Raw genomic sequence first — 24,192 nt, 5'->3', positions numbered from 1 at the left:
CCACCTCGGTAACAGTTCCGTAACGGATGGTCAGCGGAGCCCGGCCTGCCTGCGGGCGGTCATCGCCCGGTACCACTCGGTGGAGGGCCGCAGCGCCAGCGCGACGACCCCCACGATGGTCAGCAGCAGGGAGAAGACCGACAGCGAGTCGAGGAAACCGGACCCCGCGACGCCGCCACCGGCGCCGGCCAGGGCGCTGAGACCAAAGAGCACCGAGATGCCGCCGAGCACCAGGAGCACGATGCGCGCCCAGTTGCGCCCCTTCCAGGCGAACCAGATGAACAGCGCCTGGAGGGCGGTCAGCAGCAGGCCGATGACCGCGCCGACGACGATCCCCGCTCGGATCACGTCCTGCGTGACCGCCGGGTCGTTCGCGACCGCCACGGCCTGTGCGACCAGGCCGTCGATGTCGGAGAACTGCACGAGGGAGGAGATGATCCCGAGGATCAGCGTGGCCATGAAGGCCCCGACCCCCACACGCACCGTCGTCGGCCGCTCGGGTGCCTCCGAGGGGAACTGGTAGCCGGGCGCCGAGGGCGCGGCGCCGTAGCCGTAGGGCGGCTGACCCTGCCAGCCCTGCTGCGGGTCCTGCCAACCCTGTTGCGGGTCCTGCCAGCCTTGCTGCGGCCCCTGCCAGCCGCCCTGCTGCGGGGCCGGCGGGTTCTGCCAGCCCTGCTGCGGCGGCGGGTTCTGCCAGCCCTGCCCCGGCGGGCCCTGCCCGCCCGGCTGGCCCTGCGGCGGCTGGCCCTGCTGGGGCTCCTGCCCGCCCTGTCCTGACGTCATGCCACGCTCCCTCGTCGTCCCGCGGGTTCCTGGCCCCGATGATCACGGACCCGCGCGAGGCGGGCCAGTACCGGTGGGCGATCGAGACCGGATCGATGACACCGCGGCCGCGGCGTCCGCGTCGCCGAGGTGCGGCCGGCGGCTGTTCCGGACCCCACGGGACGCACCCACGGCGGTCCCCGTCGCACGAGGGCCCGCCGTCCCGGGTGGGACGGCGGGCCCGGTGACGCACGGGAACGGCCACCCTCCAGGGACCCGCGCCGAGCCTGCGAGGCGTGGGGAAAGGGTGGTCCCCCTTCAGCCGCGGCGGACGCTCAGGCCCGCCTCGGCGAGGTCCTCCGGCGCGTCGACGACGACCTCGTCGCCGTCCCGGATCTCGCCGGCCAGCAGCGCCCTGGCCAGCTGGTCGCCGATCGCCGACTGCACCAGCCGGCGCAGCGGGCGGGCGCCGTACACCGGGTCGAACCCGTTGAGCGCCAGCCACTCGCGGGCGGCGTCGGTGACCTGCAGCGTCAGCCGGCGGGCGGCCAGCCGGCGGGCGAGGACGCCGACCTGGATGTCGACGATGCCGGCCAGCTCCTCGCTGCCCAGGGCGTGGAACACCACGACGTCGTCCAGCCGGTTGAGGAACTCCGGCTTGAAGTGCTGCCGGACCACGTCCATGACCGCCTGGCGGCGACGCTCCTCCGGGATCGACTGGTCGGCGATCAGGTGCGAGCCGAGGTTCGACGTCAGGATCAGGATGGTGTTCCGGAAGTCCACCGTCCGGCCCTGGCCGTCGGTCAGCCGGCCGTCGTCCAGCACCTGCAGCAGGACGTCGAACACGTCCTGGTGGGCCTTCTCCACCTCGTCGAACAGCACGACGGTGTAGGGCCTCCGCCGCACCGCCTCGGTGAGCTGGCCGCCGGACTCGTAGCCGACGTAGCCGGGCGGCGCGCCGACCAGGCGGGCCACCGAATGCTTCTCGGAGTACTCGCTCATGTCGATGCGGACCATCGCCCGCTCGTCGTCGAACAGGAACTCCGCCAGCGCCTTCGCCAGCTCGGTCTTGCCGACGCCGGTCGGGCCGAGGAAGAGGAACGACCCCGTCGGCCGGTTCGGGTCGGCCACCCCGGAGCGCGCGCGGCGGACGGCGTCGGACACCGCCCGCACGGCGTCGGGCTGGCCGACGACGCGCCGGCCGAGCTCGTCCTCCATCCGCAGCAGCTTCTGGGTCTCCCCCTCGAGCAGCCGCCCGGCGGGGATCCCGGTCCAGGCCTGGACGACCTCGGCGATGTCGTCGGGGCCGACCTCCTCCTTGAGCATGGAGTCCCCGGTCTCGACCGAGGCCTCGGCGTCGGCGAGCGCCTTCTCCAGCTGCGGGATCCGGCCGTAGCGGAGCTCGGCCACACGGGCGAGCTCGCCGTCGCGCTCGAAGCGCTCGGCCTCCTGGCGCACCCGCTCCAGCTCCTCCTTGATCTGCTGGATGCGGACGATCGCGCTCTTGTCCTGCTGCCAGCGGGCGGTCAGCTCGTCGAGCTGCTGGCGCTTGTCGGCCAGGTCCGCGCGCAGCGCGGCCAGCCGCTCGACCGAGGAGGGGTCGTCCTCCTTGGCCAGCGCCATCTCCTCGATCTCCAGCCGGCGGACGGCGCGCTCGACCTCGTCGACCTCGACCGGCCGGCTGTCGATCTCCATCCGCAGCCGGCTGGCCGCCTCGTCGACCAGGTCGATCGCCTTGTCCGGCAGGAACCGGGCGGTGACGTATCGGTCCGACAGCGTGGCGGCGGCGACGATGGCCGCGTCGGTGATCCGGACGCCGTGGTGGACCTCGTAGCGCTCCTTGAGGCCGCGCAGGATGCCGATCGTGTCCTCGACCGAGGGCTCGCCGACGAAGACCTGCTGGAAGCGGCGCTCGAGCGCCGGGTCCTTCTCGATGTGCTCGCGGTACTCGTCGAGGGTGGTCGCGCCGACCATCCGCAGCTCGCCGCGGGCCAGCATCGGCTTGATCATGTTGCCGGCGTCCATGGCCGAGTCGCCGGTGGCACCGGCGCCGACGATGGTGTGCAGCTCGTCGATGAAGGTGACGACCTCGCCCTCGGACTCGGCGATCTCCTGCAGGACGGCCTTGAGCCGCTCCTCGAACTCACCGCGGTACTTGGCGCCGGCGACCATGCTGGCCAGGTCGAGCGCCATGAGCCGCTTGCCCTTGAGGCTCTCGGGGACGTCGCCGGCCACGATGCGCTGGGCCAGGCCCTCGACGATCGCCGTCTTGCCGACGCCGGGCTCGCCGATCAGCACCGGGTTGTTCTTGGTGCGGCGGGACAGCACCTGGACGACGCGGCGGATCTCGGTGTCCCGGCCGACGACCGGGTCGATCTTGCCCTCGCGGGCGCGCTCGGTCAGGTCGACGGCGTACTTCTGCAGCGCCTGGAAGGTGGCCTCGGGGTCGGCGGTGGTCACCTTCCGGTTGCCCCGCACGGTGCGGAAGGCCGCCAGCAGCGCGTCGCGGGTCGCGCCGGCGCTGGTGAGCACAGCCGCCGACTCGCCGTCGGCGCTGGCCAGGCCGACCAGCAGGTGCTCGGTGGACACGAACTCGTCACCCAGCGCGCTGGCCTGCTCCCCGGCGGCGTTCAGCACACGGAGCAGCTCACGTGACGGGGAGGGGGCGGGCACGGTCGCGCCGCTCACGCTCGGCATCCGCCGCATCGCGGCCTCGGTCTTGGCCCGGACGTCGGTGACGTCGGCTCCCACGGCCTTGAGCAGCGGGCCGGCGATGCCGTCGGTCTGCTCGAGCAGCGCGGCGAGCAGGTGCAGGGGCTCGAGCGCGGCCTGGCCGCGGTCGACCGCCAGCCGCTGGGCGGCCGTGATCGCCTCCTGCGAGCGGGTGGTCAGCTTGCTCTGCATGGTCTGTGGGGTCGGTCCTCTCGGGTGGGGCCGGCGTTCCGGCCGGGTGTCGTCCTCGCGAGGTCCAACGACGACAGGGTTGAGTCTGTTCCACTCAACCTGACCTCGTCCAGCCGCCGGGGGAAGGTGCCGCGCCACCACTGTGGTGCACGTCCGGGCGCAAGCCCCGGTACCGCCCCGCACGGGGGCCCTAGAATCGGAGAATGACGCGTCTACCGGCTCCGAGCGCAGTCCTCGAGGACCAGTTGTGCTTCGCGCTCTACGCCGCCTCGCGGGCGATGACCGCGCGGTACCGTCCGCTGCTCGACGCCATCGGACTCACGTATCCCCAGTACCTGGTGATGATGCTGCTGTGGGAGGAGGACAACCAGACCGTCGGCCAGCTGGGGTCCCGCCTCTCGCTGGACAGCGGCACCCTCTCCCCGCTGCTCAAGCGGCTCACGACCGCCGGCCTGGTCAGCCGGCACCGTCGCGTGGAGGACGAGCGCTCGGTCGCCATCTCGCTGACCGACGCCGGCCGGGCGCTGCGCGACAAGGCCGACGCGATCTCCGAGGAGATCATCTGCGCGCTGGACCTCGACCGCGCGGAGTTCGCCGACCTCAAGGCCAAGCTGAACCTGGTCGCGGAGCGCGTCACCACCAACTGAGCCACAGTCCGGTTGTCCACGACGGACCGGGGTAGCGAACCCGCGACACACCCCGTCCGACGAGGAGGACCCATGCCCACCCGTACCGCCCGCACCGCCTGGAACGGCACCCTGCAGGAGGGCTCGGGACAGGTCGAGCTGTCCAGCTCGAAGGTCGGCACCTACGAGGTGTCGTTCCCGAAGCGCGCGGCCGAGGAAGCCGACGGCACGACCAGCCCGGAGGAGCTCATCGCGGCGGCGCACTCGTCGTGCTTCGCGATGGCGCTGTCCAGCGAGATCGCCAAGGCCGGCGGCACCCCGCAGTCCCTCGAGGTCTCGGCCGACGTCACGCTCGGCCAGAAGGACGGCGGGCCGCACATCACGAAGATCGCGATCACCGTCCGCGGCGAGGTCGAGGGCCTCGACGCCGCCGGGTTCGAGCAGGCCGCGCAGGCGGCCAAGGCCGGCTGCCCGGTGAGCAAGGCGCTGGCCGGCGTCGACGAGATCAGCCTGGACGCCGCCCTCGAGTAGGAGGGCCTCCTCCCCATCCCTCGTGGGAGGAGACCCCCCGCCCCCCACTGCTCGCAGGCCGCGCGGCGGGACCCTGCAGGGGGCCAGCGGGCCCCTGGAGGCCGTTCCCGTTGGTCACCGGGACGGCGGCACGAGCACCGACCAGCCGTGCCGCCGCACCCGCCAGGTCCGGGCGGGGACGCCCTCCTCGACCTCGCCGTCCGCGTCGAGGTCGACCGGGCCCCCGGTGACCACCACCCGGCGGCCGCGCAGCACCAGGACGTCGGGCCGGTCGACGTGCTCGCCGGCCGTCAGCGCCGTGGCGAAGGCGGCGCGGGCGACCGGGCCGGTCGCGACCGAGACCACCACGTCGGCCAGCCCGTCGTCGGGCTCGGCGCCCGGGGCCAGCGGCGTCCCGCCGCCGATCGACCGGCCCGTGCAGACGCCCAGCATCAGGACCTCGCGCGTGCCGTCGGCCGCCCAGCCCTCCCCCGGGTGGGTCGCGACGCGCCCGTCGACCTCGACCCGCAGCGGCCAGCCCGCGCTGCTCACCCCGGCCAGCGCCGCACCCACCGGGTAGGCGACCACGCCCAGCCGCTCCTTGAGCCGGTCGGCCTGTGCGCCGGCCCGGGCGCCGACCCCGGCGTGCACCGCGTTGACCACCAGGCCGCCGACGTCGTCCTCGAGGAGGTCCAGCGGCCGCGGTCGCCCGGCGAGGACGGCGGCCGCCCCCGCGTCCGGCTCCAGCGGCAGGCCCAGGGTCCGCGCCAGGTCGTTGCCCGTGCCCCGGGCGATGACGCCCACCGGCTCGGCGGCGTCCAGCGCACCGACGCGGTCCAGAGCCCGCGCCACGGCGTGCACCGACCCGTCACCGCCCAGCACCACGACGCGGCGACCGTCCCGGCCGGCGAGGGCGTCGTCCAGCTCGGCCGGCGACCCGGTGGCGACCACCGCGACGTCGGCCGCGGCGCGCAGCGTCCGCAGCGCGACCTCGACCTCGCCGTCGCCCGCCGAGCCGGCGGCCCGGTTGACGACCAGCAGCAGCCGAGGTGTCCCGCTCACCGCCGCACCGTAGCCCGCGGCCCCCTCAGCGCCGCCCGGCCGAGCAGGGCGTCACCCCTCAGTGGGACTCGGCGCGCAGCCGCTCGTCGCCGCTCTCGGTCCGCAGCGCCACCTCGCGGATGAGGACGACGGCCACCACGGCGATCGCGGCCACCACGGCCGAGACCGCGAAGACCCGCCCGGTCGCGTCCCCGTAGGCGGCCGCGATCAGCGCCCGCACCGCGGGCGGCGCCTCCGCCAGGTCGGCCAGCCCGGCCCCACCGGCGCCCGGCACGCCGGCCAGGCCCTGCGCGACGAGTTCGCCGACGCGCGAGTCGAGCACCGCGCCGAGGACGGCGACGCCGATGGTGCCGCCCAGGCTGCGGAAGAACGCGACCGCCGAGCTGGCCGCGCCGAGGTCGCGGGCGGCGACGGTGTTCTGCACGGCCAGGACGAGGTTCTGCATCGTCATGCCGATGCCCACGCCGAGCACGAACAGGAAGGCGCTCAGCAGCACCATGTCCGTCTCGTGGTCGACCGTGCCGAGCAGCGCGAAGCCCAGGACGACGAGCAGCGAGCCCGCGACCAGGTAGCCCTTCCACCGGCCGGAGCGGGTGATCAGGATGCCCGACACGGTCGACGACAGCAGCAGCCCGCCGACCATCGGCAGGGTCAGCAGGCCGGCCGCGGTCGGCGAGTAGCCGCGCGAAATCTGCAGGTACTGGCCCAGGAAGACCGACGAGCCGAACATCGCCACACCGATCGCGATGCTGGCCAGGACCGCCAGCGTCGTCGTCCGGTCGCGGAACAGCCGCAGCGGGACGACCGGCTCGGCGGCGCGCAGCTCGGTGACGACGAACGCGGCCACGGCCAGCAGCCCGCCCCCGACGAACAGCGCCGTCTCGGCCGACGCCCAGGCGAAGGTGTCGCCGGCCAGGGTGACCCAGATGAGCAGCGCCGAGACGCCGGCGGCCAGGAAGGCCGCCCCCAGGTAGTCGATGCGGACGGCGCGCCGGGTCACCGGCAGGTGCAGCGTGCGCTGCAGCAGCACCAGCGCGACGACGGCGAACGGCACGCCGACGTAGAAGCACCAGCGCCAGCCCAGCCAGCTGGTGTCGACGAGCAGGCCGCCGACGAGCGGCCCGCCCACCGTGGCCGCCGCCATGACCGCGCCGATGAGACCGGAGTACCGGCCCCGCTCCCGGGGGCTGATCATCGCCGCCATCGCGATCTGCACGAGCGCCTGGATGCCGCCGAGGCCGAGGCCCTGCAGCACCCGCCAGGCGATCAGCGTCTCCACCGACTGCGCCAGGCCGGCCAGCATCGAGCCGACGACGAAGACCACGATCGAGACCTGGATCAGCAGCTTCTTGCTGTAGAGGTCGGCGAGCTTGCCCCAGATCGGCGTCGAGGCGGTCGAGGCCAGCAGCGTCGCGGTGACCACCCACGTGTACTGGCCCTGCGTGCCGCGCAGCTCGGTGATGATCGTCGGGAGGGCGTTCGAGACGACGGTCGAGGACAGGAACGCCACGAACATCGCCAGCAACATCCCGGACAGCGCCGAGAGGATCTGCTGGTGGGTCATCCTCCCCTGCTGCTCGGCGGGAGCGAGGGCGCCGGGGGTGGCGTCGGCGGGCGCCGGGGTGGTGACGGCCGCGGTGCGGTCGTCCCGGGTGGTGGTGGCCACGGTTCTCCTGGGCTGGCGGGTGCGGGCAAGCGGCGGTGCGAGCCGGCCGGGGCTCACGGGACGGCGGCGGGGACGGCGGTGGGCGCCCGGTCCAGCCCGGTCGCCGGCCGCTCCAGGAGCCCCGACAGCAACCGGGCGTCGTCCTCGTCCCAGTCGGCCAGCGCGGTGCCGGCCCACCGGGCGCGGGTGAAGGCCAGGGCCCGGGCCCCCTCGTCGGTGAGCTGCACGAGGCTCGCCCGACCGTTCTGCGGGTCGGGGCGGCGCCGGACGCAGCCGGAGCGCTCGAGTGCCGCAAGCCGCCGGCTGGCGACCGAGACGTCGACGCCGGCCCGCGCGGCGAGGGCGCTGCAGCGCTGCTCGCCGTCCTGCTCCAGGGGTACGAGCAGCGCCCCGCCGGAGGAGGGCAGGTCGCCGTCGAGGGAGTCCGCGGCACGCACGCTCAGGTGACGGCCGCTGCGGACGACCCGGGCCAGGCCGGAGGCGAGCCGGTCGAGGGTCTGCGGGGAGATGAGCACGTCGCCGTCCTCGACAGGGATTGTTTGCGTGCTGCAACCATAGGATCGGTTGGTTGCTCTAGGCAACTTGTCAGCCCGTGAGAGCGGCCACCCTCAGGAGTCGAGCCGGTCGCCGTCCCGCCCGAGCTCGGTGGCCAGCGCGGCGGCCTCGGACTGCAACAGCGGCACCACGCGGGGCACCGAGTCCAGCGCGAGCCGACCGGCCGGGCCGGAGACCGAGATCGCGCCGGCCGCGAGGCCGCCGGGCACGGGGACCGCCACGCAGCGGACGCCGGCCTCCTGCTCGCCGTCGTCGACGGCGTAGCCCTGGGTGACGATGGCCGGCAACTGGGCCAGCAGCTCGTCGGGATCGGTCACGGTGCGGTCGGTCCGGGCCGGCATGCCGCCCTGGGCCAGCAGCCGGCGCGCCCGCTCGGGCGGCATCTGCGCCAGCAGCACCTTGCCCACGCCGGTGCAGTGCAGGTGCACCCGCCGCCCGACCTCGGTGAACATCCGCATGGAGTGCCGGGAGGGCACCTGGGCGGCGTAGACCACCCGGTCGCCGTCGAGCATCGCCATGTTCGCGGTCTCGCCGATGGTGTCGACGAGCCGGGAGAGGTGCGGCTGGGCCCACGTGGCCAGCACGCGCGACGAGCACTCCCCCAGGTGGATCAGCCGGGGCCCGAGCACGTAGCGCCGCGAGGGCAGCTGTCGCACGTACCCCCGCGTCACGAGCGTCCGCACCAGCCGGTGGATGGTCGACACGGCCAGGCCGCTGTCGGCGGCCAGCCGGCTGATCGCCACCTCGCCGTCGGCGTCGGCCATGAGCTCGAGCAGCTGGAAGGCGCGGTCCAGCGACTGCACGCCGTCCGCCGACCTCGCAGCGCCCATCCCCGCCCGCTCCCTCCGTTCCGACCGGTCGGGTTCCGGACGGCGGCGCACTCGAGTTGACCCGGGTGACCCACCCCACTACTTTTCCAGTAACCAGACACCGCGTTCCGCGATGCGGAATGACGGTACTCCGACCCACCGCTCTGCGGAATCGGCCGGCGCCGCTGCACAGCGACTCCAGGGAGAACCATGACCACCATGGCAGGCATCTCCCGGGCCCGCGGCGAGCCTTCGCCGCCGGCCGCTGGGACGACGCCCGCGCGCTGTTCCTGGAGATGGCCGTGTCGGACGAGTACAGCGACTTCCTGACCCTGCCGGCCTACGAGCGCATGCCGTGACCGGCCTGCCGACCCATCGAGCGAATGCCCTGAGGACCCCATGACCGCCATCGCCGAACCGGTAGTCTCCGACCGCACCGCCGCGCTGGCCGAACGGCTCCGCAGCGCGGTCGGCGTCGAGCGGGTGCTGACCGACCGCACCCAGGTGCGCACCTACGAGTGCGACGGGCTGGCCAACTTCAAGGTCACCCCGGCGATCGTGGTGCTGGCCGAGAGCCGGCAGCACGTCGTCGACACCGTCCGGCTGTGCGCCGAGGCCGGCGTCCCCTTCGTGGCGCGCGGCTCGGGCACCGGCCTGTCCGGCGGCGCGCTCCCGAGTGCCGACGGCGTGCTGCTGGTGCTGTCGCGGCTGCGGAAGCTGTTCCCGGTCGACGCGGACAACCGCCAGGTCACCGTCGAGCCCGGGGTCATCAACCTGTGGGTCACCCGCGACGCGGCGCCGCACGACCTAGCTTACGCACCCGACCCGTCGTCCCAGCTGGTCTGCTCGATCGGCGGCAACGTGGCCGAGAACGCCGGCGGCGCCCACTGCCTCAAGTACGGCTTCACGGTCAACCACGTCCTCGGCGCCGAGGTGGTGCTGCCCGACGGCGAGGTCGTGCACCTCGGCGGGCGCGCTCCCGAGCACCCGGGCTACGACCTGCTGGGCGCCTTCATCGGCAGCGAGGGGACCCTGGGTGTGGCCACCGAGCTGACCCTGCGGCTGATCCGGGTGCCGGAGGCGGTGCAGACCATGCTGGTCGGCTACTCCTCGGTCGAGGACGCCGCCGGCACGGTCAGCGACATCATCGCCGCCGGGATCCTGCCGGCCGCCGTCGAGATGATGGACGCGCTGGCCATCGAGGCCGCCGAGGCCGCGGTGAGCTGCGGCTACCCCGCGGGCGCGGTGGCGGTGCTGGTCATCGAGCTCGACGGCCCGCAGGTCGAGGTCGAGGCCCAGTTCAAGCAGGTCGAGGAGATCGCCCGGGCCCGCAACGCCTTCGAGACCCGCATCGCGGCCGACGACGCGGAGCGGGCGCTGATGTGGAAGGGCCGCAAGTCGGCGTTCGCGGCGGTCGGCCGGATCAGCCCGAGCTACTTCGTGCAGGACGGCGTCATCCCCCGTACCAAGCTGCCCGAGGTGCTGGCCGAGATGAAGCGGATGGCCGACGAGAAGGGGCTGCGCGTCGCCAACGTCTTCCACGCCGGCGACGGCAACCTGCACCCGTTGGTGCTCTTCGACGACGCGGTGGAGGGCCAGGCCCACGAGGCCGAGGAGCTGGCCGGCGACATCCTCGAGCTCTGCGTCACCTCCGGCGGCTCCATCACCGGCGAGCACGGGGTGGGCAGCGAGAAGCGCATGAAGATGGCCAAGCAGTTCACGCCCGAGGACCTCGACACCATGCAGCTGCTGCGGTGCGCCTTCGACCCCGACGGCATCGCCAACCCGGGCAAAGTCTTCCCGACCCCGCGGCTGTGCGGCGAGCGGCCCGGCGTCCGGAAGGGCGAGCACCCGGTGCAGGCCGCCGGTCTGGGCGAGGTGTTCTAGTGAGCGAGCGTGCGAGCTCACCGATGAATAGGGCACCGTCGGGCACGCGGCCGACGAGCGCCAGCGAGGAGGACTCGTGACCGCTGCCACCGACACCCGCCGGCCCGGGGGCCCCGACGACGCGGTCGGCGGCGTCGTCCCCCGCGAGGTGGTCCAGCCGGACACGATAGACCAGGTCGCCGTGGTGCTGCGGGCCGCGGCGGCCGACGGGCGGACCGTCGTCCCGGTCGGCGGGCGGAGCAAGCTGACGTGGGCGCGGCCACCGGAGTCCTGCGACCTCCTGCTCGACCTCACCGGCCTCGACCGGGTCGTCGAGCACGTGGCGGGCGACCTCACCGTCGTGGCCGAGGCGGGGGTGCGGCTGGCCGACCTGCAGGAGCAGGTCGGCCGGGCCGGTCAGCTGCTCGCCCTGGACCCGCCCGAGGAGGGCGCCACGCTGGGCGGCCTGGTGAGCGCCAACGCGTCGGGGCCGCGCCGGCTGCGGTACGGCACCACCCGCGACCTGCTCATCGGCATCACCGTCGTCCTCGCCGACGGCACCGTGGCGCACGCCGGCGGCAAGGTCGTCAAGAACGTCGCCGGGTACGACCTCGGCAAGCTGTTCACCGGGGCCCATGGCACGCTCGGCGTCGTCGCCTCGACCACCTGGCGGCTGCACCCGGTGCCGCCCGCGCGCCGGGTGGTCACCCTCGAGCTCCCGGACGCCGCGGCCGCCGGGCCGCTGTCCGTGGCGCTGGCCCGCTCGACGCTCACCCCGTCGGCCGTCGAACTGATCGCCGGGGCCGACGGCACCGCCCGGCTGGTCGTGCTGTTCGAGTCGATCGCCGAGTCGGTGGCCGGGCAGGCCGGGGCGGCCGTCGACCTGCTGGGCGGCGGCGAGGAGTCCGAGGACCTGCCCGACGACCTCGGCCGGCACCCCGGCGGTGCGGACGACGTCCTGCTGCGGCTGGCCTACGCGCCGGCGTCGCTCGCTGCGGTGCTGGACGCGCTCCCGACCGGTACGGCGGTGACCGCGCACGCCGCCACGGGGGTGTCCTACGCGGCGGTCCCGGCCGGGCAGGCGGTCGACGCGCTGCCCCGGCTGCGGACCGCGCTGGCCCCGCACGACGGGAGCGCGGTGGTCCTGCGGGCCCCGGACGCCGTCCGGGACGCCTTGGACCACTGGGGTCCGGTCGGCGACTCGCTGGACCTGATGCGGCGGGTCAAGGAGAGGTTCGACCCCGAGCGGCGGATGTCGCCGGGCCGGTTCGTCGGAGGGTTGTAGATGACGGAGATCACGCCGGGCAGCCACGGCCAGGGCGACGCGCCACCGCCCGGGTCCCCGGGGGCCTCCCCCAACGTCGGCCCGGTGCGCGACTCGGTCGCCGACCTGCCGCCCGGCGAGCCCACGGGTGCCGTCCGGGGGGCCGACGAGGCACCGGCCGCGGTCGTCGGGGCGCGCCGCCCGCTCGACATCGGCCAGGACATCGACCTGCCCGCCGGCACGGGGGCCGCCACCGTGGGCACCCCGACCCTGCTGGGCACACCCACGACCCGGCAGGCGGTGCAGCCGGCGTTCGACGAGCACCACCCGCCGGACCCGGCGCTCATCGGCGACTGCGTGCACTGCGGGTTCTGCCTGCCGACCTGCCCCACGTACGTGCTGTGGGGCGAGGAGATGGACAGCCCCCGCGGGCGCATCTACCTCATGAAGGAGGCGCTGGAGGGCGAGCCGCTCGACGACTCGATGGTGCGGCACTTCGACCAGTGCCTGGGCTGCATGGCCTGCGTCACCGCGTGCCCGTCCGGCGTGCAGTACGACAAGCTCATCGAGGCCACCCGCCCGCAGATCGAGCGGCGCTACCAGCGGTCGCGGGCCGAGAAGCTCTACCGCGACCTCATCTACAACCTGTTCCCCTACCCGAAGCGGCTGCGCGCGCTGCGCGGGCCGCTGCGCGCCTACCAGGCCAGTCGGCTCGGCAGCCTGCTGACCCGCACCGGACTGATGAGCAAGCTGCCGGGCCCGCTGATGGCCATGGAGTCGCTGGCGCCCAAGCTCGGCCCGGTCGAGCGCGTCCCCGAGCGGACGCCGGCCGTGGGGCAGCGGCGGGCGGTCGTCGGGCTGCTCGCCGGCTGCGTGCAGGGGACGTTCTTCCCCGACGTCAACGCCGCGACCGTGCGGGTGCTCGCCGCCGAGGGCTGCGACGTCATCGTGCCGCGGGGCCAGGACTGCTGCGGGGCCCTGCCCGGCCACGGCGGACGGGAGGAGCAGGCCCTCGGCTTCGCCAAGCGGACGATCGAGACCTTCGAGCGGGCCGGCGTCGACTACGTCATCCTCAACGCCGCCGGCTGTGGCTCGAACGTCAAGGAGTACGGCCACCAGCTGCGCGACGAGCCGGAGTGGGCCGAGCGCGCCGAGGCGCTCGCGAAGAAGGCCCGGGACATCAGCGAGTTCATCGTCGAGATCGGCCCGGTCGCCGAGCGGCACCCGCTGCCCATGACCGTGGCCTACCAGGACGCGTGCCACCTGGCCCACGCGCAGGGCATCCGCGAGGAGCCGCGGAAGGTGCTGCGCGGGATCCCGGGCATCGAGCTCAAGCAGCTCACGGAGGCCGAGCTGTGCTGCGGCAGCGCCGGCACCTACAACATGCTGCAGCCGGAACCGGCCCGGGAGCTCGGCGAGCGCAAGGCGGCCGCCGTCCTCGCCACCGGCGCGGACCTGATGGTGACCGCAAACCCCGGCTGCTGGATGCAGGTGGCGACGACGCTGGCCCGGATGGGGAAGCGGATGCCCGTCGCGCACACCGTCCAGGTGCTGGACGCCTCGATCCGCGGGGTGCCCGTCGAGGAGCTGCTCGACCGGGCGCTCAACGGCCCCGGCACCGCCCTGGCCCGGCCCGCCGCCACGGACGGGTGAAAAAGGAGCCCCCTGCCCCCCGCTGCTCGCGAGCTCGCAGCGGGGGGGCCGGCGCTGCCCCACACTGAGCCGCCGCACGTCTCCCACCCAGCCTCGCGCCTCGCCGCCGAGGGAAGGAGCCCCGTTGTTCGAGCAGGTCGTCGACCCCGTCGGTGGGTCACTCGCACTGAGCGCCCTGGTGGCGGCGATACCACTGGTCACGCTGTTCGTGCTGCTCGGGGCGCTGCGAGTCAAGGCCTGGATGGCCGGGCTCATCTCCCTGGCCGTCGCTCTGGTCCTCGCCATCGTGGCGTTCCGCATGCCGGTCGGGCAGGCGGTCCTGTCGGCGACGGAGGGCGCGGCCTTCGGGTTCTTCCCGATCCTGTGGGTCGTCATCAACGCGATCTGGGTCTACAACCTCACGGTCGCCACCGGGCACTTCGACGTCCTGCGCCGCTCGTTCGAGAAGGTCAGCCCCGACCTGCGGGTGCAGGCGATCATCGTCGCCTTCTGCTTCGGCGCCCTCCTCGAGGCGCTGGCCGGCTTCGGGACGCCGGTCGCGATCAGCGTCGTCATGCTCATGACGCTGGGCTTCCAGCCGATCAAGGCCGCCGCGGTGGCCCTCATCGCCAACACCGCACCGGTCGCCTTCGGCGCCCTGGCCACGCCGATCGTCACGCTCGCCACGGTGACCTCCGGCGTCAGCGACGACGCCCGGCTCACCGTGGACACCCTCGGCGCCATGGCCGGCCGGCAGACGCCGATCCTGGCCGCGTTCGTGCCGCTGGTGCTGGTCCTCGTCGTCGACGGCAAGCGCGGGGTCAAGGACACGTGGCTGGAGGCGGTCGTTGCCGGCGTCTCCTTCGGGGTCGCCCAGTTCATCGCCGCGAACTACATCTCGGTGCCGCTGACCGACATCATCGCCGCGCTCGTGTCCGCGGCCGCCGTCGTCGCCGTCGTCCGCATGCGCAAGGCCGCCTACGAGCCGGTCACCGCGGCCACCCTGGCCGGTGGCGGCACCGGACCCGGCACCGTGGCCGCCGGGTCCGGCTCCCGCGGCCGCGGCGGCGTCGGCGCGACCGCCGGTGAGGAGCTCGGCGACGCTCCCGGTGACCAGCGCCCGCGCGACCCGCACGCCCCCGCCGTCGGCGGCGGGGACCGGCCCGCGGTCGACGACAACCGTTCGGAGGTCGTCAGGGCGTATGCGCCGTACGGGATCATCATCGTGGTCTTCGCCCTGGCCAACCTGGGCCCGGTGAAGGCGGCACTGGCCCAGGCGCCGTGGACCCTCAGCTTCCCGTGGCCGGGCCTCAACGTGTTCGCGGCCGGCTCGACCGAGGAGCTGGCGTCGACGACCTTCAGCTTCGGCTGGCTGCCCACCGCCGGTACCTTGATGATCTTGGCCGGCATCCTCACCATGCTGGTGCTGCGCGTCTCGCCGGGACGGGCGCTGAAGGCCTACATCGACACCTATCGCGAGCTCAAGTGGGCCATCGTCACCGTCATGGCGGTGCTCGCGCTGGCCTACGTGCTCAACCAGTCCGGCATGACCGGCCACCTCGGCCGGCTGCTGGCCGAGACCGGCGGCTTCTTCGCCTTCCTCTCCCCCATCCTGGGCTGGATCGGCGTCGCGGTGACCGGATCGGACACCTCCGCCAACGCGTTGTTCGGCGCGCTGCAGGTGCAGGCGGCGACCAACGCCGGCCTCGACCCGGTGCTGCTGGCCGCGGCCAACTCCTCCGGCGGCGTCATGGGGAAGATGGTCAGCCCGCAGAACCTGGCCATCGCGGCCGCCGCGGTCGGCATGGCCGGCCGGGAGGGCGAGCTGTTCCGGAAGGTGTTCGGCTGGAGCATCCTGCTCCTGCTGCTCATGTGCCTGATCGTGGTCCTGCAGGCCTCTCCGGTGCTCGGCTGGATGGTCCCGGGGTCGTGACCTGACCCGCCCACAAGACGGCGCCCCCCGTACCCGGCCGGGTACGGGGGGCGCCGTCTTGTGCGGTAGGCAGCCCGGAACGGCTCCTCCGCAGGGCCCCGCCGCGAGCCCGGTGACGTGCTGGAACCGCCCCGTCCCGGGCCCCGCCCCTGAGCCTGCGAAGGGCGGGGAGGACGGGGTCCTCTTCAGCGGTTGCCCGGGCGGTGCAGGTAGCGCCCGACGGGCGCCCCGGTGACGACGCCGTCCTCGAGCACGCGGTGGCCGCGCACCCAGGTGTCGGTCACCCTCGCGCCCAGCTCGAAGCCCTCGAACGGCGTGTACTCCTGCGTGGACTCCGACTGGTCGGCGTGCACGGTCCAGGTCGCCGAGGGGTCGACCAGGCAGAGGTCGGCGTCGTACCCGACGCCGATCGTGCCCTTGGCGGGGAGCCCGTACCGCTGCGCCGGGTTCCACGAGGTGAGCTCGGCGATCCGGCGGAGGGAGAGCCCGCGCCGGCGGCCCTCGCTCACCAGGCCCGGCAGCAGGTACTCCGCGCCGCCGAAGCCGGACTTGGCGGCGAAGACGTCGTCGCGCGGGTCGCCGAACTTCTTCTCGTCCTTGCAGCAGGCGTGGTCGCTGACCACCCAGTCGACGTCGCCGGCCAGGAGGTGCTCCCACAGCGCCTCGACGTCCTCGCGCGGCCGCAGCGGCGGGTTGACCTTGCCGCCCAGCCCCTGCGCGGTGTCGATGTCGGCCAGCAGGTGGCCGATCGTGACCTCGCGACGGAAGTCCACGTGCGGGAACACCTGCGCCATGCGCAGCGCCGCGGTCAGCGCCTTGCGGGAGGACAGGTGCAGCAGGTTGATGCTCGGCAGCCCGGTCTCGTCGGCCAGGAACGAGGCGATGGTGACCGCGAGGCCCTCCGAGTGCGGCGGCCGGGAGGCGCTGTAGGCGGCCAGGCCCTTCAGCGCGCCCTCCTCCTGCACCAGCTTCGTGTAGGCGGTCATGATCTCGGCGGTCTCGCAGTGCAGCGACAGCGAGACGTGCGGCGCGAGGTCGGGCAGCTGCTCGCGCGCCGCCTGCACCCCGCGCATGACGAACTCGAAGTGGGCGAGGTCGTAGCGCTCGTCCGGCGGGATCATCAGGAACGAGCTCTGGTCGCTCGAGGCGCCGTGCAGGCCGTGCCCGCCGTAGAACATGAAGATCTTGAACGAGGTGACCCCGAAGTCCTGGATCAGCGCCGGGATCTCGCCGATGTGCTCCCGGGACATCGGCGCCAGGTGGAAGGCGTAGTCGACGTAGGAGCGCCCCTCGGAGGCGGCGAGCACCTGCGGGAAGAAGTCGCGGTAGGGGCCGCCGCGGTGGAGGTAGTACTGGCCGGTCCGCATGTAGGTCAGCCCGGTCGTGACACCGCCCTGGGCGCTGGCCCGGCTCTCGGTCTCGGTGTCCTCCTCCAGCGGGTTGTAGATGCCCCAGTGCTGGTGGGCGTCGACCACGCCGGGGAAGGCCAGCCGGCCGCGGCCGTCGACGACGACCTCGGCGTCCTCGGCGGGGATGTCGCGCTCCACCCGCACGAAGCGGCCGTCGCTGATCCCGAGGTCCAGCTCCTCCCCGTCGTCGGCCCCGGGGACGTCGGGGCGGACGACGGTGACGTTCTTCAGCAGCGTCTGCAGGCGGGTCATGGAGTTCCTTCCTCCTCGGGAGCGGCCGGGCGCGCCGTCGCGCCCGCCGCGTGGTCGGCGGCCACGTGTTCGGCGGCGAGGTGCGCCAGGCCCAGGGCGGGCAGCAGGCCGTTGCCGGCCAGGTAGCCGGCGGCGCCGTGGCCGGAGATGCCGGCGGCCGCGCCGCCGGAGGCGTAGAGCCCGCGGACCAGCGACCCGTCGGGGCGGGTGACCCGCGCGTGCTCGTCGACGATCAGGCCGCCCTGGGTGTGGAACAGCGCCGGGACGACGCGGACGGCGGCGAGCGGCGGGGTCAGCTCGGCCTCGAAGGCCCCCCGGCCGAAGCGGTCCCGGCCCTCTCCCCGCGCGTGGGCGGCGGTCTCGGCCAGCTCCTCGGCCAGCGGGCCGGCCGGCAGGCCGGTGGCCGCCGCCAGCCCCTCGACGTCGTCGGCCCAGACGAGGGCGTTGCTCTCGACGGTCTGCCGGAAGTCGGTGAAGGGCAGGCAGGCGTCGTGGATCCGCCGGTCCAGCACGATCCAGCCGGTGGCGTCCGGCTGCCCGGCGATGACCGCGGCGTACTCGGAGTAGCCGGTGGTCTCGTCGCCGAAGCGCCGGCCGTCGCGGTTGACGATCACCGCGCCGTGCATGACCGTCGCCCAGCCGACGAGGGTGGCCGAGCGCGCCGCCAGCGCGCCGTGCCCCTGGTAGGCGTCGAGGTAGCCGCTGGCCGCGCCCAGCCGGTCGCCGATCCGCAGGGCGTCGCCTCGCGAGGCCTCGCTGCCGTGGTAGGCGGCCGCGGCGATCTCGGGCAGGTGCCGGGCCACCATGTCGCGGTCGGCGCCGTAGCCGTTGGTGGCCAGCAGCACCGCCGGCGTCGGGACCTCCTCGGTGGCGCCGTCCGGCGTCTGGAGGACGGCCGCGCGGACCGCGCCGTCGTCCCCGACCCGCACGTCGACCAGCCGCGCCGGGACCAGGACGTCGATCCGCTCCTCGGCCTGCACCCGGCCGACCAGGTGGTCGAGCAGCACGGTGCCGTGCCGGCCCTCGATGGTGTGGCAGCGGTCGACGCTGTGCCCGGGGTAGTGGAAGTCGGTGACGACGTCGAGCGGCAGCTCGAGGTCGTCGGCCAGCCACTCGACCAGCCGGGCGCTGTGCCCGGTCAGTGCCCGCGCCAGCCGCTCGTCGGCCTGCCCCTTGGTCTTGCGCATCACGTCGGCGAGGAAGAGCTCCGGGGAGTCCTCGATCCCGGCCGCGCGCTGGAACCGCGACCCGGCGCCGGGGATCATCGCGGTGGACATCGAGGTGTTGTTGCCGCGCCGGTAGTGCTCGCTGGCCTCGACGACGAGCACGTCGAGGCCGAGCTGCGCGGCCCGGAGCGCGCCGACCAGGCCGCCGCCCGCGCCGGCGACGACGAGGTCGGGACCCTCCGCGCTCACGCCGCCTCCCCCGCCGCGACCAGGCGCAGGGTCAGCGCCGTCGGGTCGACCACCCGCACCGGCCAGCCGGCCGCCTCCGCGGGGAGGTCGACCGCGCTGCAGCCGTTGACCAGGTCGCCGGCGCCGGCGCGGGCGCTGCGGTCGACCACGTCACGGAGGGCGGCGGCCCAGCGATCGGCCTGGTGGATGGCGTCGACGTCGAGGTCGAGCACCTGGACCCCGGTGAAGGAGGAGTCCAGGCCGTGCGCGGCGACCTGCCGGCACAGCTCGTCGGCGATGGCCTGGTTGCGGGTCACGGCGCCGGCCGAGCGCCCGGCTGCGCGGCTCCAGCCGAGGCTGGTGCGCAGCAGCCCGAACACCGGGCGGCCCACCCGGCCGGAGAGGGCGGCCACCCCGGGGTCGAGGACGCAGTCGGGCATCAGCGCGTCGGCGTCGTCGGGCGCCTGCCGCAGCGCCTCGGTGACCAGGCCCTCGCTGTCGTGCACCTGCTGCGCGGTGTCCAGGGCCCGAGGGGCCTGCTCGCCGATGTCGACCAGGCGGACCCGCAGGCCGGCCGGCGAGAGCGCGTCGTAGCGGGCCTGCCGGCGGGCCAGCTCGTCGGGTGGGACGTGGATGGGGGTGACGGCGTGGATCAGCACCGGGGGCTCCAGGGGTGGGCGGTCATCGGGCCAGCTCGCGCAGCAGGGCGCCCGCGTCGGCGGCGGCCGGCAGTCCGGCGGCGACGGTGCGGACCGCGGCCACGGTGGCGTCGTCGTCGAGCCAGCCGGACAGCAGGTCGAGCACCTCGGCCTCGCCGAGCGGGTGGTGGTCGGCGTCCCCGACCGGGTTGGGCACCTCCCGCACGTGCTCGCGGCCGGCGGCCCGGACGACGACCCGGGCGGCGCGCTCGGCCGGGAGCCGGGCGTCGAGGTCGGCCGCGGTCCGCACCCGCACCCGCTGCGCGAGCCGGGTCAGCCGCGGGTCGTCGCGCGCCGGCTCGGCCGAGACGCCCGGGCCGACCGACCCGTGGACGACGGCGGCGGCGACGACGAACGGGGTGCTGAACAGCGCCCCGAGCCGGGAGTCCCAGGAGGTGCGGGCCAGGCCCGACCCGAGCGAGTGGGTCTCGACCACGACCTCCTCGACCTGGTCGGGGTCGGCCGGCAGGTCCGGGCGCAGGTCGAGCACGGCGTCGGCGACCGGGTGGGTGAACGAGCAGGAGGCGTGGCGCTTGAAGTAGCCGTGCCGGACGTCCCAGCGCGTGCCCAGGTCGGCGGTCAGCTCGGCGGCGTCGAAGGTGCCGAGCAGCCCGCCCAGCGAGCCGGCCGCGGTGCCGGTGGTGCGGGCGAGCCCGGCGGCGGCCATCCGCGCCGCCGCCAGCCCGGAGAGGTTGGCCGCGCCCAGCCACGCGTCGCGCACCGGGTTGCCGTCGAGCGCGGAGGCGAACGCGCCGGCGACCGGCAGCCCGGCGCCGGTGTCGACGGCGGCGGCCACCTGCCCGGCGGAGAGGCCCAGCAGCCGGGCGCAGCCGGCCGCGCCGCCGGCGACGCCCCAGCTGCCGTGCGGATGCGCCCCGGCCCGCAGCGTGGTCGCCCGGCCGAAGCGGGCGGCCACCTCGTAGGCCACCAGCAGCGCGGCCGCGGTGTCGGCGCCGTCGGCGCCCAGGTCGGCGGCCAGCGCCAGGACCGCGGGCAGCCCGTGCGCGCCGGGGTGCCCGCGGGCGTACTTGTGCCCCTCGTCGAGCTCGAGGCGGACCAGGGCGGTGGCGTTGAGCCAGGCGGCGGCCTCCACGGTCGTCGTCCGCCTGCCGCCGACCAAGGGAGCCGGGCCGGGGGCCGGGCGCCAGGCGGCCACGAGGGCAGCCTGCTCGGGCTGGCGGGCACCGAGCGCTGTGACGCCGAGGGAGTCCAGGAGGACCAGCTGCAGTCGCTCCCGGGCGTCGGCCGGCACGTCGTCCCAGCGCAGGCCGGCGGCCCAGGCGCCGAGCGCCTCGGTCGCCTCGCGGGCCGCGCGCTGGGCGTCGTCCCGGTCGCCGTCGGCGCTCATCGGCCGCTCACAGCCCCAGGTACGCGGCGCGCACGCGGTCGTCGTCGGCCAGCTCCGGACCGGGGCCGGACAGCGCGCAGCTGCCGCTCTCCAGGACGTAGGCCCGGTCGGCCATCCGCAGCGCCTGCGCGGCGTTCTGCTCGACGAGCAGGACGGCCACGCCGCGGTCGCGGATGGTGCGCACCGCGTCGAGCACGGCCCAGGTCAGCTTCGGCGACAGGCCGGTGGAGGGCTCGTCGAGCATGAGCAGCTTGGGGCGGGCCATGAGGGCGCGGCCGATGGCCAGCATCTGCTGCTGACCGCCGCTGAACGTCTCCGCCGCCTGGCGCCGCCGCTCGGCGAGGATCGGGAAGAGGTCGAAGACCTCGGCCAGGGCGGCCTCCTCGTTCCCGCCGCGCCGCTGCGTCCAGGAGCCCATCCGGAGGTTCTCCTCCACGGTGAGCGGCCCGAACAGGGCACGCTCCTCGGGCACCTGGACCAGACCGCGGGCGACCAGCTCGGCGGTGCGCACGCCGTCGGCGCGCCGTCCGTCGAAGGTGATCGAGCCACTACTGGAGCGGATGAGCCCGGAGACGGCACGCAGGGTCGTCGTCTTCCCCGCCCCGTTGGCACCGACGAGGGCCACGATCTCGCCGGCGTCGACCCGCAGGTCCAGCTCGTGCAGGATCTGCAACCCGTGGTACCCGGCGCACAGGCCGTCAAGGACCAGCAACGGTCGGCTCCTCTCCGAGGTAGGCCTCGATCACCCGGGGGTCCTGGGTCACCTGGTGCGGTTCGCCCGAGGTGAGCACCCGGCCCTGGTCGAGCACGAGCACCGAGTCCGACAGCCGCATGACCGCGGCCATGATGTGCTCGACGAACACGAGCGTGATCCCGTCGTCGCGGCGCAGGGTCTCCAGCAGCTCCATGACCGGGGTGCGCTCGGCGGGCACCAGCCCGGCCAGCACCTCGTCGAGCAGCAGCACCCGCGGCCGGCTGGCGAGCGCACGGGCCAGCTCGAGCCGCTTGAGCCCGGCGGTGGGCAGGCCCTCGCTGCGCGCGTCGCGCCAGCGCGTGAGCCCCACCCGGTCGACGACGTCGGCCGCCTCCGCCGGGGCGCGGCGCCGCGAGGCCCCCGCGGCCATCCGGGCGACCGCCACGTTCTCCAGGACGCTGAGGCTCCCGAACGGCTTCATCAGCTGGAAGGTGCGGGCCATGCCCGCGTGGGAGATCCGGTGCGGCTTGGCCCCGGTGACGTCGGTCCCGGCCAGGCGCACCGACCCGGTGTCGGGGGGCAGCGCGCCGGCCACCAGGTTGAACAGCGTCGTCTTGCCGGCGCCGTTGGGCCCGATGATGCCGAGGATGCTGCCCTCCTCGACGGTGAACGAGACGTCGTCCACCGCCCGCAGCCCCCGGAAGGACTTGCTGACGGACTCGACCTCGAGCAGCGTCATGCCGGTCGCCTCCCCGCACGTCGTCGCTGGACCCGGTCGCGGATCGCGCCGTAGACCCCCTGGGGCAGCAGCAGCACGATGAGGATCAGCAGCAGGGCGTAGAGGACGACGTCCAGCCCGGCCCGGCCCTGCAGGAAGTCCAGCGCCGGCGGTGGGTTGCGGAGCACCGTGGCGGTGACGTCGTTGAGCGGACCGAGGACCGCGGCGCCGATGACGGGACCCCAGATCGTCGCCACGCCCCCGATGACCGCCGGCAGGATCGCCTGGATCGAGACGCTGTTGCCGAAGGCGACGTCGGGGTCGACGAAGAAGTAGTACTGGACGTAGAACGTCCCGGCCACCGACGTGATCGCGCCGGACAGCGCGATGGTGATCAGCTTGGTGCGCATCACCGGGATGCCCAGGGCCGCGGCGGCGTCCTCGTCGTCCCGGACCGCGACGGTGAACCGCCCCTGCCGCGAGCGCAGGAAGAGGATGGTGACGACCAGCGCGACCACCGTCAGGGCCAGGGCGATCCAGAAGTAGTTCGCCGAGCCGGGCTCGAACTGCATGTACGCCCAGGAGGGCTCCGACCGCAGCGGCACGTTGTAGCCCACCGCCCGGTTGACCAGGTCGCTGTTGATGGCGATCAGCCGGAGCATCTCGGCGAAGGCGAAGGTCGCCAGCGCGAAGTAGGCGCCCTTGAGCCGGTAGCGCAGCGCCAGGAAGCCGATGAGCGCGGCGAAGGCCCCCGCCACGACCATCCCGACCAGCATCCCGATCCACGGCGAGATGCCGCGCTCCACCAGCAGCCAGACGCTGACGTAGGCGCCGAGGCCGAAGTAGGCGGCGTGGCCGAAGCTGAACATGCCGCCGAAGCCGCTCATCACGTTCCAGCCGATGGCCAGGATCGCGAAGACCAGCACGCGCACGGCCACCGACTGCTGCGCGGCCGGCAGCACCAGCGGCAGCGGCACGAGGACGACGGCCAGGACGGCGACGGCGACGAGGTGCCGGCCCCACGCGGGGCGGGGCAGGGGCGCCGCCGCGGCCTCCCGCTCGGCGGTCGCGGTCATGCCTTGCTCCCGAACAGGCCCTGCGGACGCAGGAAGAGGACGAGGACGAAGACGACGAACACCGCCAGCAGCGGGCTCTGGCCCGGCAGGTACAGCGCCCCGAGCTGCTCGGTGAGCCCGATGAGCAGGCCACCGACGAGCGCACCGACGACGTTGCCCATCCCGCCGAGCACGACGACGACGAAGGCGATGATGTTGAACAGCTCGCCCGTGGTCGGCTCGATGGTGACCAGCGGTGAGACCAGGACCCCCGCCGCTCCCGCGCACGCGGTCCCGATGGCGAAGGTGAGCATGTAGATCCGCCGGGTGTCGATGCCCACCAGCTGCGCGCCGGTGTCGTTGGCCGCCACCGCACGGATCGCGGTGCCGAGCCGGGTCCGCTGGAGCAGCAGGTAGAGCAGGGCGGCGAGCACCAGCGCCACGCCGAACGCCAGCAGGCGGGAGACGGTCGCGACCGCGCCGAGGATCTCGACGCCGCTGTCGCCGGGCAGCGCGACCGACCGCGGGTTGGGGCCGAAGACCAGCAGGAGCAGGTTGTCGATCAGCAGGGCCAGGCCGAGCGTGATCAGCAGCTGATTCTCCAGCGGCTGGCCGATCGAGAAGGACAGGATGCCCCGCTGCACCGCCGCCCCGAGCAGGAACATCACCGGCACGGCGACGAGCAGCGCCAGGTAGGGGTGGACGCCGAACCGTCCCGTCATCTCCACGGTGACGTAGAGGGCGACGGCGAGGAAGGCGCCGTGCGCGAAGTTCACGATGTCGAGGACGCCGAAGATGAGGGTGAGCCCCATGGCGACCAGCCCGTACACGCCGCCGATGAGGATCCCCGTGACGACGGCCTGGCTGACGACCACCCCGCTGCCCGAGCGCCAGTAGGCGAGGGCGACGGCGAGGACGGCCAGGAGGAGCACCAGCGCGGTGCGGCCCACCGCGCCGCGCCACCACGCGCGTCCTCCGGTGGCGGCGACGGGGGTGTCCGTCGCCGGGTCCGCGGCGGTCACGGCGCCCCCGTCC

General features: G+C 74.4%; 21 protein-coding genes. 7 read left to right on the top strand and 14 right to left on the bottom strand.

Going from position 1 to position 24,192, the window contains the following annotated elements; all coding sequences use genetic code 11:
- Positions 1-30 precede the first annotated feature (30 nt).
- Complete coding sequence (locus BLW63_RS26865) at positions 31-783, bottom strand: hypothetical protein (protein ID WP_091157763.1); 753 nt, start codon at positions 781-783, stop codon at positions 31-33.
- Between the two features lie 297 nt (positions 784-1,080).
- On the bottom strand, positions 1,081-3,666 hold the full coding sequence (gene clpB, locus BLW63_RS14700; protein WP_091157761.1) for an ATP-dependent chaperone ClpB: 2,586 nt from the start codon (positions 3,664-3,666) through the stop codon (positions 1,081-1,083).
- A 203-nt stretch (positions 3,667-3,869) separates the two neighbouring features.
- On the opposite strand from clpB, the gene BLW63_RS14695 reads away from it, so the two are divergent.
- Together BLW63_RS14695 and BLW63_RS14690 are read left to right on the top strand one after the other, a co-directional pair.
- Entirely contained in the window at positions 3,870-4,313 is a 444-nt protein-coding gene (locus BLW63_RS14695) for a MarR family winged helix-turn-helix transcriptional regulator (RefSeq protein WP_091157757.1), read from the top strand.
- A gap of 72 nt (positions 4,314-4,385) precedes the next feature.
- On the top strand, positions 4,386-4,823 hold the full coding sequence (locus tag BLW63_RS14690; RefSeq protein ID WP_091157752.1) for an OsmC family peroxiredoxin: 438 nt from the start codon (positions 4,386-4,388) through the stop codon (positions 4,821-4,823).
- A gap of 114 nt (positions 4,824-4,937) precedes the next feature.
- On the opposite strand, the gene BLW63_RS14685 is transcribed toward BLW63_RS14690, so the two are convergent.
- The 4 genes from BLW63_RS14685 to BLW63_RS14670 form a co-directional block, all read right to left on the bottom strand.
- The gene (locus BLW63_RS14685; RefSeq protein WP_091157748.1) at positions 4,938-5,864 is read right to left on the bottom strand and encodes a diacylglycerol/lipid kinase family protein; all 927 of its coding nucleotides are present in this window, start codon (positions 5,862-5,864) and stop codon (positions 4,938-4,940) included.
- Between the two features lie 58 nt (positions 5,865-5,922).
- The gene (locus BLW63_RS14680; RefSeq protein ID WP_091157744.1) at positions 5,923-7,530 is read right to left on the bottom strand and encodes an MDR family MFS transporter; all 1,608 of its coding nucleotides are present in this window, start codon (positions 7,528-7,530) and stop codon (positions 5,923-5,925) included.
- Positions 7,531-7,583: 53 nt separating this feature from the next.
- The gene (locus tag BLW63_RS14675; RefSeq protein ID WP_091157740.1) at positions 7,584-8,045 is read right to left on the bottom strand and encodes a MarR family winged helix-turn-helix transcriptional regulator; all 462 of its coding nucleotides are present in this window, start codon (positions 8,043-8,045) and stop codon (positions 7,584-7,586) included.
- A gap of 93 nt (positions 8,046-8,138) precedes the next feature.
- Complete coding sequence (locus BLW63_RS14670) at positions 8,139-8,915, bottom strand: IclR family transcriptional regulator (RefSeq protein WP_091157737.1); 777 nt, start codon at positions 8,913-8,915, stop codon at positions 8,139-8,141.
- Positions 8,916-9,034: 119 nt separating this feature from the next.
- Here BLW63_RS14670 and BLW63_RS14665 point away from each other — a divergent pair, with 119 nt between their 5' ends.
- The 5 genes from BLW63_RS14665 (at position 9,035) to BLW63_RS14645 (ending at position 15,589) form a co-directional block, all read left to right on the top strand.
- A complete protein-coding gene (locus tag BLW63_RS14665) occupies positions 9,035-9,253 on the top strand; it encodes a hypothetical protein (protein WP_091157733.1) in 219 nt (72 codons plus the stop codon).
- 40 nt (positions 9,254-9,293) lie between these two features.
- Complete coding sequence (locus tag BLW63_RS14660) at positions 9,294-10,781, top strand: FAD-linked oxidase C-terminal domain-containing protein (RefSeq protein WP_091157728.1); 1,488 nt, start codon at positions 9,294-9,296, stop codon at positions 10,779-10,781.
- 76 nt (positions 10,782-10,857) lie between these two features.
- Positions 10,858-12,045 carry an FAD-binding oxidoreductase gene (locus tag BLW63_RS14655; RefSeq protein WP_091157725.1) on the top strand — a complete coding sequence of 396 codons (1,188 nt, stop codon included), beginning with the start codon at positions 10,858-10,860 and terminating at the stop codon, positions 12,043-12,045.
- Positions 12,046-13,677 carry a (Fe-S)-binding protein gene (locus tag BLW63_RS14650; RefSeq protein ID WP_170856785.1) on the top strand — a complete coding sequence of 544 codons (1,632 nt, stop codon included), beginning with the start codon at positions 12,046-12,048 and terminating at the stop codon, positions 13,675-13,677. It begins immediately after the preceding gene.
- Between the two features lie 124 nt (positions 13,678-13,801).
- On the top strand, positions 13,802-15,589 hold the full coding sequence (locus tag BLW63_RS14645) for an L-lactate permease (protein WP_091157722.1): 1,788 nt from the start codon (positions 13,802-13,804) through the stop codon (positions 15,587-15,589).
- 185 nt (positions 15,590-15,774) lie between these two features.
- Here the strand turns inward: BLW63_RS14645 and BLW63_RS14640 are convergent, their stop codons facing one another.
- Genes BLW63_RS14640 through BLW63_RS14605 form a run of 8 tightly spaced genes read right to left on the bottom strand, consistent with a single transcriptional unit; the run spans position 15,775 to position 24,179 of the window.
- A complete protein-coding gene (locus BLW63_RS14640) occupies positions 15,775-17,250 on the bottom strand; it encodes a dihydroorotase (RefSeq protein WP_091157719.1) in 1,476 nt (491 codons plus the stop codon).
- The gene (locus tag BLW63_RS14635) at positions 17,247-18,665 is read right to left on the bottom strand and encodes an FAD-dependent oxidoreductase (protein WP_091157715.1); all 1,419 of its coding nucleotides are present in this window, start codon (positions 18,663-18,665) and stop codon (positions 17,247-17,249) included. The genes BLW63_RS14640 and BLW63_RS14635 overlap by 4 nt, the downstream gene beginning before the upstream one ends.
- Positions 18,662-19,303 (bottom strand): aspartate/glutamate racemase family protein, encoded by a 642-nt coding sequence (locus BLW63_RS14630; protein WP_091157710.1) that lies wholly within the window; start codon positions 19,301-19,303, stop codon positions 18,662-18,664. Before BLW63_RS14630 ends, BLW63_RS14635 begins: the two co-directional genes overlap by 4 nt.
- A gap of 22 nt (positions 19,304-19,325) precedes the next feature.
- A complete protein-coding gene (locus tag BLW63_RS14625; RefSeq protein ID WP_091157707.1) occupies positions 19,326-20,690 on the bottom strand; it encodes an MmgE/PrpD family protein in 1,365 nt (454 codons plus the stop codon).
- Positions 20,691-20,697: 7 nt separating this feature from the next.
- Positions 20,698-21,402, bottom strand: a complete 705-nt coding sequence (locus BLW63_RS14620; protein ID WP_091157704.1) for an ABC transporter ATP-binding protein — start codon at positions 21,400-21,402, stop codon at positions 20,698-20,700.
- On the bottom strand, positions 21,389-22,123 hold the full coding sequence (locus BLW63_RS14615) for an ABC transporter ATP-binding protein (protein ID WP_091157700.1): 735 nt from the start codon (positions 22,121-22,123) through the stop codon (positions 21,389-21,391). The genes BLW63_RS14620 and BLW63_RS14615 overlap by 14 nt, the downstream gene beginning before the upstream one ends.
- Complete coding sequence (locus BLW63_RS14610) at positions 22,120-23,178, bottom strand: branched-chain amino acid ABC transporter permease (protein WP_091157696.1); 1,059 nt, start codon at positions 23,176-23,178, stop codon at positions 22,120-22,122. Before BLW63_RS14610 ends, BLW63_RS14615 begins: the two co-directional genes overlap by 4 nt.
- Positions 23,175-24,179, bottom strand: coding sequence for a branched-chain amino acid ABC transporter permease (locus tag BLW63_RS14605; RefSeq protein ID WP_091157997.1), 1,005 nt, complete (start codon positions 24,177-24,179; stop codon positions 23,175-23,177). The genes BLW63_RS14610 and BLW63_RS14605 overlap by 4 nt, the downstream gene beginning before the upstream one ends.
- Positions 24,180-24,192 lie beyond the last annotated feature (13 nt).

The organism is Geodermatophilus africanus (assembly GCF_900107105.1).
Classification (GTDB): domain Bacteria; phylum Actinomycetota; class Actinomycetes; order Mycobacteriales; family Geodermatophilaceae; genus Geodermatophilus; species Geodermatophilus africanus.
Note: the sequence above shows the minus strand (reverse complement) of the source record. Positions and strands in the feature narration are given on the sequence as shown.